The organism is uncultured Gimesia sp. (assembly GCF_937919775.1).
Classification (GTDB): Bacteria; Planctomycetota; Planctomycetia; order Planctomycetales; family Planctomycetaceae; genus Gimesia.
In genome coordinates this window covers 1-9,076 of sequence record NZ_CALFPF010000292.1, presented here as the reverse complement: position 1 = coordinate 9,076, position 9,076 = coordinate 1, and the positions used below count along the sequence as shown (strand labels likewise).

General features: G+C 52.8%; 7 protein-coding genes. 3 read left to right on the top strand and 4 right to left on the bottom strand.

Annotated features, from left to right (window positions below; all coding sequences use genetic code 11):
- The 3 genes from Q0294_RS07950 to Q0294_RS07940 form a co-directional block, all read left to right on the top strand.
- On the top strand, positions 1 to 690 hold a 690-nt coding region (locus Q0294_RS07950), incomplete at its 5' end, for a hypothetical protein (RefSeq protein WP_299463007.1).
- 70 nt (positions 691 to 760) lie between these two features.
- The gene (locus Q0294_RS07945; protein ID WP_299463004.1) at positions 761 to 1,918 is read left to right on the top strand and encodes a hypothetical protein; all 1,158 of its coding nucleotides are present in this window, start codon (positions 761 to 763) and stop codon (positions 1,916 to 1,918) included.
- 145 nt (positions 1,919 to 2,063) lie between these two features.
- Positions 2,064 to 3,437 (top strand): Gfo/Idh/MocA family oxidoreductase, encoded by a 1,374-nt coding sequence (locus Q0294_RS07940; protein ID WP_299463001.1) that lies wholly within the window; start codon positions 2,064 to 2,066, stop codon positions 3,435 to 3,437.
- 107 nt (positions 3,438 to 3,544) lie between these two features.
- On the opposite strand, the gene Q0294_RS07935 is transcribed toward Q0294_RS07940, so the two are convergent.
- The 4 genes from Q0294_RS07935 to Q0294_RS07920 form a co-directional block, all read right to left on the bottom strand.
- Entirely contained in the window at positions 3,545 to 4,147 is a 603-nt protein-coding gene (locus tag Q0294_RS07935) for a class I SAM-dependent methyltransferase (protein ID WP_299462998.1), read from the bottom strand.
- Positions 4,144 to 4,638 (bottom strand): hypothetical protein, encoded by a 495-nt coding sequence (locus tag Q0294_RS07930; protein ID WP_299462995.1) that lies wholly within the window; start codon positions 4,636 to 4,638, stop codon positions 4,144 to 4,146. Before Q0294_RS07930 ends, Q0294_RS07935 begins: the two co-directional genes overlap by 4 nt.
- A complete protein-coding gene (locus tag Q0294_RS07925; RefSeq protein ID WP_299462992.1) occupies positions 4,604 to 6,769 on the bottom strand; it encodes a glycosyltransferase family 4 protein in 2,166 nt (721 codons plus the stop codon). Before Q0294_RS07925 ends, Q0294_RS07930 begins: the two co-directional genes overlap by 35 nt.
- Positions 6,763 to 9,076: hypothetical protein (locus Q0294_RS07920; protein WP_299462989.1), on the bottom strand; the 2,314-nt coding region annotated here is incomplete at its 5' end. The genes Q0294_RS07920 and Q0294_RS07925, both read right to left, overlap by 7 nt.

Sequence of the window (9,076 nt, the reverse complement as noted above, 5' to 3'; positions counted from 1 at the left end):
GATCAAGTACCTGAAATCAATGAAAACCACAGTCTGTTACCGTTTTCAAACGAATCGGGAATCGCTGCTGACCAACAAACAGCCGCAAAAGAAACGCTGTCAGAATTTCCCGAAGTGCTGAAACAGAGTTATGTCAATCTGCTGACCATTGAAGATGAATACGAAGGCCTGACCGCGGCGGAAGCGGGCACCGATGTCGGGCAATGCAACCAGCTGTTACGCGATCAGGATCAGCAGATCAGCAGCCTGACTCGCAAGTTGAATCAGGAAAAATCGAAACTCGAGCGGTTGAAAGGGGACCAGGAAGAGGCCGAAGTCTGTCATTCGATGGCCCAATCGTACGAAGCGGCCGTCGCAGGCTGGCGGGACACGATTCAATCGTTTGAATCGCTTCATCTGGCAACGATCAACAAGCAGGAACCGTTTTCCCTGGCGGAACAGGCCTGGCAAGATCTGAAACATGTGGAGCAGCAAGCTCTGGCCGAACTGGAAAATGCGACCACCTGGGATGTCATCCATACGCCCTATGGATCGACATCCGTGCCGAAACAGGAAGGGTTGCTACCCGATGAAATCGCCATCGAAATTCTCGGCGACTACCTGCCAGTCTCCATATTGACTGAGGGAGCGCAACTCTCTTTAAAACACTGCGAACAGGGCATCGCGACTTACGCCGTCAAGAGTGCATAACGACGCCGCCACAGACCGCTGCCGTCTCATTTTTCCTCCATCACGTTCAAAATACAAGGATTTTACGTCTATGCAAAACCAGCCAGCTCAACCCGATTTCGTTTCGAATTCCTGCCGCACCATCAGTGGTCAACTCGCCGAATGGGGCATCGAATTCAGTCAGGACCGTGTCGCACAACTCACGACGGAACAGCGCAGTGAGTTGCAGACCTGGATCAACGCCGGCGTGGATGCTGACGAAGCGTACCAGGAAGAATTCGCTTCGTTACCTGAGTTCATGGAAAACGAGCTGCTGGAAATAAGCGGCCACTTATCGGCTGAACCTCAGAAAACGATCATTGAGCAGGCGATTAACGCGTATGAGGCAGAGACTCCTCTCACAGGAAATCCGTATCTGTTTGACACAAGCGCCTGGCATCTCTGGCGCAAAGCCTACTGTCGTTGGCATCGTGGCGAAACACTGGACTTTTCTGAAGAAACTGCGGCGTCTCCTTTTGAAAGCGACGATCAACACACGCTTTCAGAAATCACGCAACAATTGATCCAACTGACGCCCCAACTACACCAGGCAGAACAATCACTGAAACAACTCCGACGCCAATGGAAACAGACAAAACGGCAAAGAAACGTTTTCCGCAAACAGCAATCGCGTTTACTACTTCAGCTATGCGAATCGTCTGGCGCTATAAAGAAAGCAAATAGTGTTTCGTTAAAGGCAACCGAAACACAACCAGTAACAGAAGTGAAACCCGAATCCACAGAGGAAGCTGCCCTCGATCACGAAAGAGTAGAGCCCAAAGCATCATCACAGCCGATCTCCACAACAGGCCTGTCAAACATTGTCCGCATACCTGTCACCGGCCCGGAAACAAATCGGATCGAAGTTTTTTTACAGCAGGACAGCGAAGGACAGTGGCGGGCCGGACATCTCTGGTCGGTCGAAGCAGATGGAATCACCGGTCCACTGTCTCGAGGCAGCAGACAACCCAACCAGCAACAGACGGCTTATGCGACGGAAACAGATGCGCTGCTCAAAGAAGTCCTGTATCTCAGCCAGGGAATCATTGGCGTCCCGGAGATTGAAAGCCAGATCGTTGACTATCTGAACCTGCTGGAAGAATATCCCGGTCAAATTGCGGTCTGCGGCAATTGTCATCGTCACTATATTAATGGAGGCATCGATGATCAGGATGTTTGTCCTGAATGCGCCCGCGAATTGGATCTCTGAACGAAGCCGGGATTAACCCGGTTTTTCCCTGAGTCGTTCATTTTGTCTTGCGAAGCCCCGCAGATCCTGCCATAGTTAAAGAGAGTTAAGTAATAAAAATTATGGCTAGATGGCAATTTGATCATTCAGATGCAAAGGGCTCACTGTGCAAAACCAACCCGGCAAAGCGGATCATTCCCGTTCCTCAATGAACCGCAGACGATTTCTGGCAACATCAGCGTCCGCTGCCGCAGCTGTCGGCTTTGGCGCGCCTGCCATTCTACGTGGCAGAAATCTGAATGAAAAACTCAACATCGCCATCATTGGTTCCGGGGGACGGGGCGGCAGTAATCTTAAGTCGGTCTCTTCCGAAAATATCACGGTACTCTGTGATGTGAACGAACAGAATCTGTTCCGCGCCGCCCAGAGCCATCCCGAAGCAAAGCAGTTCAAGGATTTCCGCGAGGTCTACGATCACGCTGATAAATTTGACGCCGTGGTTGTCAGTACGTGCGAGCACACACATGCCTTCGCCACACTGCCGGCACTGCAATTGAAAAAACATGTCTACTGTGAAAAACCACTCACACACAGTGTCTGGGAAGCCCGCGTGATCCGCGAAGCAGCCCGCGATGCGAATGTCGCGACACAGATGGGCACACAAATTCACGCGGGCGACAATTATCGACGCGTGGTCGAACTGATTCAATCCGGGGCGATCGGCCCCGTGCAGGAAGCACACGTCTGGGTCTCCCGTGCCTGGGGCTGGCATCGTTCTGAGGAAGAAGCCCGCAAGGCCCAGGATATCGTCTATTCTGAAAAACGTCCGAGTCAGTCTGACCCTGTTCCGAAAGGGCTGGACTGGGATCTCTGGCTGGGTCCTGCTCCCGAGCGTCCTTTCAATAACATTTATTTCCCCGGCCCCAAGTGGTACCGCTGGTGGGATTTTGGAAATGGCACGATGTCTGACTTAGGCAGCCACTGGATCGATTTACCCTTCTGGGCTTTGAAGCTGGATCATCCGCTCACGATCGAAGCAGCAGGTCCTCCCATTCAAAAAGAAATCGCACCGGCGTCGATGCAGGCCGTTTATGAATACGGCCAGCGCGGCGATCTGCCCCCTGTCACGGTGGGCTGGTATCAGGGCACGAATAAACCCAAACTCTGGGAAGAAGGCAAAATCCCTCAATGGGCGAACGGCGTTTTATTCGTCGGCGAAAAAGGGATGCTGCTGACGGATTACGGCAAACACGTTCTGCTGCCCGAAAAAGAATTCGCCGACTTCAAACCGCCAGCGCCTTCCATTCCTAAATCACTGGGACATCACGCCGAGTGGATTCACGCCTGCAAAACCGGCGATCCGACGACCTGTAACTTCGAATATGCAGGACTGCTCACCGAAGCCAATCACCTCGGCAATGTGGCCTATCGCACGGGCAAAAAACTGCACTGGGACACCCAGGCCATGCGAGCAACAAACGCGCCGGAATCCGATCAATACATCCGCCGCGAATACCGCAAAGGCTGGAAACTGATTTAAAAAACGAAGCATCACTGGAAGTTGACAGCGAGACCATGATCACCCACCCGAGCGGTCCCTGGTGCGCCCTCAGCCCGCACCGGTTCCTGTTGTATGATCGTCTCGACTCAGAATTTTGGCAAATCCGAGATTTGATAGAGGGCCAGCGATTTGTCTGCAAACGCTCCACCACATTCCGTACAACCTTCATTGATCATTTCGAGTGGAGCTGGGAACAGAAACGGTTCCGCCTGCAGGTTGATCGGTCTCCAGTCCCCCGTTTGAATCTCCCTGTTTTCACGATCAGAGAACGTGGTTGTCAGCAGGTACTTCGAGCCACTGGCCCGGATGTTCTGCACCGCCGCAAAAATCGCCGCATTAGAGAGATGCACAAAACAGTCTCGGGTGAGAATCAGATCAACGGCCGGAAGCGGTGAGGCTGTGACGTCAAGCAGACAGAAGTCGTGGTGGTGCGATTGTGAGAGTCTGTCAACAAGCCCACCCACGATATCACCACCGATGTAATGAATTCCCTCTTTAGGAACCAGGCTCATCCAGTGGAAGTCGCCGCAGGGGATATCAAGCAGAATTTTGATGGCGTATTTTTTGAACAGCTCCGGAAGTCGCTCCCGAATCACCGTGGTCTGCTCCAATGTGGAACCAGTACCCGATACGCTCTCCGCACTGCTCCACCCATTGGTATTAAAAATTCGTTCGAAAATATCTCTCATGTTAAATTCCTGAACATATCACAGTCTTCCCTGAAATGGTCCGTCACCAGAGCCAGTAATTCATCGGTCCATTTAATTCTGTCTTTCACGCGATCGTATTCCAATTGATTCTGTGACACATTCAGCCGGGGGATCTCTGGAATCGGATACCGCGCAAACGGGAGTTTATTGACTTCGGAATCGAGCTGATCGACCCGCAGAATATAGGTCGCCTGTTTCGTGTAGTGCGTCTGCCGAGGCAGCCAATTCAGTCGCTGACGTGTGAATTCCTCAAAGGACAGGTCAGCCCCCATCTGTAACGACTGATACAGGTAAAACGATTCCCAGCGCTCAAACGGTTCGCGGATACAGGTGATAATATTGTGGTATTTAAACTCATCCGGAATTACAAAACGATGACGTTCAACGACAGTGCCGCCAAATTGAATATCGTCAAGGTCAAGGTAATCCTGAAACTCAAAGTTTTCTTTGAGCCAGTTGCTGAGCGACACCCCGGCGCATTTGGGAGCGTGAATGAACGCAAACCTCAGGTCGTGGTTGTAAATCATGTCCTTCCCCCAGCGAGACTACATTCGTTTTATCGTGAACAAATCTCGAAAAATCCATTGCGTGTTTTCGCAGATTGAACTGCTTCATGGCGACCAGAAAAGCGCGTTCGAGCATTTCGTCGTCTTCAGCCAATCGGCTGTTCGCAAAAATAACGGCGTTGGCCACGTCTTCCGGAGTGGGATCGAACGGTATTTCAAACACCAGTTTACCAAACGGCTTTTCAAATTCTTCCAGAAAACCCGTTCTGGTCGAGATCACGGGGCACCTTGCACCAAATGCTTCCATCATCACCTGCGGGCATCCCTCTGTCGGCCCTGCCATTAAGATAAAATCAACGGCATTCAGCACAGAACCCACGTCGTCCTGATTTCCCAGGATTGTGATGTGCTTTCTTCCGCAATCATGCAGTGACTCTCTGATGATTTCGTCGTTGTCGACCCCCTCACCCACAATTAACGCGTGGTAGCCAGCCCCGAGTTTCGCCACAGACTTTGCAACCAGTTGGGGGTTCTTGCTTTTTTCAAACCGGCCCAGGTAAGCGATAATTATTTTTTCGTCCGACACTCCCCATTCGGCACGCATCTGCCGCCGGCTCTTCCGGGCCACGCAACGCGTAAAGTCCAGACCGTTATAGATCACGGCGACTCTATCCCGCAGATGTTCCGGAAAACATTTTACGCCACCGCCGGAAACCGAAAGCAGCTTGTGGTATTTCCCATATTTCAAACTGGTATTAATATTCTTCACAGTCCAGTCGCACTGACCGTGTGCCGCCGTAATCACTTCCACAGTGTCCCAGTTCGTTTTATCGAGCTCAGGCCGGGGGCAGATGTGCCCCCAGAGTTTCACGGTATCCGAACGGCTCACGACCTCCTGGCACGCATTCGGAACAACGGTCACCAGACCTTCGAATTTTGGAGCGTCCTGAGTGCAAAACACAGGGCAATACTCAAGCATCCGTTTAGCACAGATCGGGTCAAACGAACCCGGCCCCTCGATGGCAATCCCCGACCAGACGATTCCGGGGCAGCCCTGATCCATCAACGCCAGAATCCCCCGGGTCACCCCTCCCATCGAGCAGGTGCCGATGCAAAAACCGACCCGCTTCTGATCGGGTTTTACTGTAGCGGGAACAGGAATATTTTTTCCGCTATGGATTCCCCCTCTGATTGCCCGCTCAAATCGCTGCACCTGGATCGCAGGAGAGAACAGCATCCAGGCCACCTCGCGTGCGTGGCGGGTCACCGGGGTGTCTCTGACTGCAGATGTCACGGCCTTGGCAATTGTTTTCGCATCCGCGTTGACGGGGATCATCTGTGTCAGCGTCCCGTGTTGGTCTTCCAGTTCGGGAATCATGCCGACCGGTGTGGCAACAACCGGACATCCTGACAACCACGCTTCTGATGCAATCATCGGTCCCCCCTCTTCGGGAGAGGCAATCACAATCGCATCAAGTGCGGACAAAGCATTCCCGACCAGTTCTTCCTTATCAAGCAGTGTGCAGGCGTCGCCGCAAATCTTACGGACCTGATTCCTGATCTCATCTTCAGCATAGCCGTTCCCCAGGTAAACCGCGTGATATCCTTCACCCAGCTCGGCAACCGCCTGAGCGGTCGCAATACAGTTTTTGTCGCGGGCCATGCGTCCCAGATAACCGATTGCTTTCACGTCCGGCCCAACCCCCCAGGACTCCCGGATTTCATCTCGTGTCCTGGTGGGAGCACAGCGCGAAAAATCAATCCCGTTATAAATCACGGTCACCTGATCCCGCAGCTCTGCAGGGTAGGACTTCACCGCAGCGCGACTGACCGCCAGATATACTTTCCTGCCGCCATATTTCAAGGCGGTCTCGATCTGGCGAACACTGTATTCACACTGGCCGTGTGCCGTCGTGACGATGGGCTTGTTCTTCCAGTCTGTTTTGCCGAACAGTTCTTCCGACTGAATGAAGCTCGAAAAACAAATTACGTCTGACAAATCAACGACAGACTGATACGGGTTTTCCGACTTCTCGACCAGATGGTATTCATCAACCGCGTAAACCGGACAGAATCTACGAATGCGCTCTACCACATGTGCAACGTGCTTAAATCACCGCAGTTATTCAGATCAATCACGGGGCTGGCAATGCTTCCGGACACGTCATAGATTTCGGAATCGTCGGTGTATTTATCGATCACCGTTACTGTCTTGGGTCGCGCGTCTTGGTCGAACACTAACACGGCATCGCCGGAGAGATTCGCTGCTGCCAGTGTGCCGGTCGAGTTGTAATTCAACAGACCTGACAAGAGGTTTAAGACCGTGTGTGCCCCATCGTGGACCGTGGTCGTGCCTGCTGTCTGCTTAAACGTGGTTGTAGCAGAGTTAACATCGAGCACTCCACCGGTTTTAACGATGTCGGTAATCGTCACACCTGTCCCTAAATAGACGTTCGTGTCATCAGTGGCATCGTCAAAGAACGCCTGCCGTAACGTGGCAATCGTGGAGACCTCAGTCGGATAATAAGCCACGCCCAGCGATCCCCGGTTGATGTTGATTACGTTGCTGGCATGTGTGCCCAGCAAAAGAATTGCCGGTGTGTTCGCATCTTCGCCGTCGCCGGAGTCGGTAATCAGCACGGTACTTTGCACCGATCCCAGATTGATTTTAATCCGGTCCGAACCATCGCCCTCTTTGTCACCGATGAACAGCGTGGTAGCACCGATCTTTAAATATTGATCGCGGTACTCGAAGTAGGAAGACGCACCGTCTGAATTCGTGCGGGGCAGGCCAATGAAGCCTGAAAAGGTCTGCTCGATGTGCAGAGCCGCCAGTGTAACCGCACTCTGGTCGAGGCCGTACAAAATACTCTGGTTCGTGTCGCTGACGTAAACCGTGTCGCCCGTCACTGGCACCGTGTTGGTGTTGAAGTTAGCGGCAATGCTCCAGTCGTTCGGGCCTTCGCTGGCCGTTGTTGCTGCGTGTTCGACCGGGGCCTGTGTCGTAGCGATTGTTACACTGGGAGACCCACTGCCGGGCGTTGTCTCTTCTACTGTTCCGTGATTGAAAGTGAGTGCCGCTATATCAATCCCTGACAGAGACCCCGCAAACGTAATGACCACATCTGACCCCGGCAAATCCCCTCCCGTACAAACCGCTTCACCTACCCCTATATTGCTAAGTGCTTCAAGGGCTGTTTGCACCGTCGCGGCACTCGCGTTGTAGGCGATCATTGATGTTCGCTGCCCGGCGTAGTCGATTGAGAATGTTCCTGATCCTGGAGAGCCCGTTATCGTAAGAGTCTGTATCTCTTCTGTTCCGCCGCCGCCCGTGACTGAAACCCCTGCTGAAAGCCCGGAGAAACCACTGTTTGAGCCGATAGAAAACGCCCATCCATGTGCAGTGTTTGAAAGGCTGCCGACGAGTTCGATTCCGAATGAGTCCTCATTCAGTAATGTGCCGTTCCCGGTTACCGTCACATTTCCCGCACCCACTCCAGAGAGAGATTCAAGAGCAGCTTGGATTGTCGCTGCGCTCGCATCGTCATTAAGATCGGAAGTTGTTTGGCCATTGAGCGTCAAGTAGAACGATTCGCCAGATGTGTAAGACCCCGATCCATAAAGACCATTCGTTCCAGATCCCGTATAGGTTCCGCCCGTCAATGAACTCGTGATAGTCACTGTGATTGCCCCGAGTGAAGTTCCTCCCTTTGGCTGCACAAGAAAATTGATCGTGTCACCGGCACTTAACTTGTCTCCCGCAGCCGCTCCCGTCACTTGAACCTTCGACTCCCCGTTATCGCCGACCCATGTTGCTTCGATCGCTTTCTGTATATCTCCCGCTGTGGGATCAAATGCAATCGCCGCTGTGGTCGAGATGAACGATGTTCCGCCAATCTTCACGGCCAGTGTGAAAGTCCCAGCCGTAACACTTGCATTGCCCGCAATCACAAAGCTGCCCGCATAGCTCGACGACTCATTTGCGTTGATGTAGTAGCGATCATTCTCCGCGCCACCTCCCGCCTGCGTTTCCGCAAATGAGCCAGACAGCCCGCCTGTAATATTGGCCGTATTGATCGTGATTATTGATACGTCTGCACTTCCAAGTGTTCCCGAGAATGTTACTGTCCACGGGCCTGCGCCGGCTACTGTGGCCTCACCGACCGGGATTGTACTAAGTGCCTCAAGGGCTAACTCAATAGTCGCGGCACTCGCGTTATAGGCGATGGCTGATGTTGTTTGACCCAGAAAGGTAAGCGTGAATGTTCCACCGCTCGCCCCAGTTGCGAGCGTAATTGTCTGAACTTCATTGGTTCCCACTAACAGTGAATAGTCTGCCGTCATAAGAGAGACGTTCGTCGCTGCTAGTGCGCCGGTAAACTCGACTGTCCACGGCCCTCCG

Excerpts from the sequence above, each read along its gene's own strand:
- Q0294_RS07935 (WP_299462998.1), bottom strand. The coding sequence starts at position 4,147 with ATGAGAGATATTTTCGAACGAATTTTTAATACCAATGGGTGGAGCAGT.
- Q0294_RS07945 (WP_299463004.1), top strand. The coding sequence starts at position 761 with ATGCAAAACCAGCCAGCTCAACCCGATTTCGTTTCGAATTCCTGCCGC.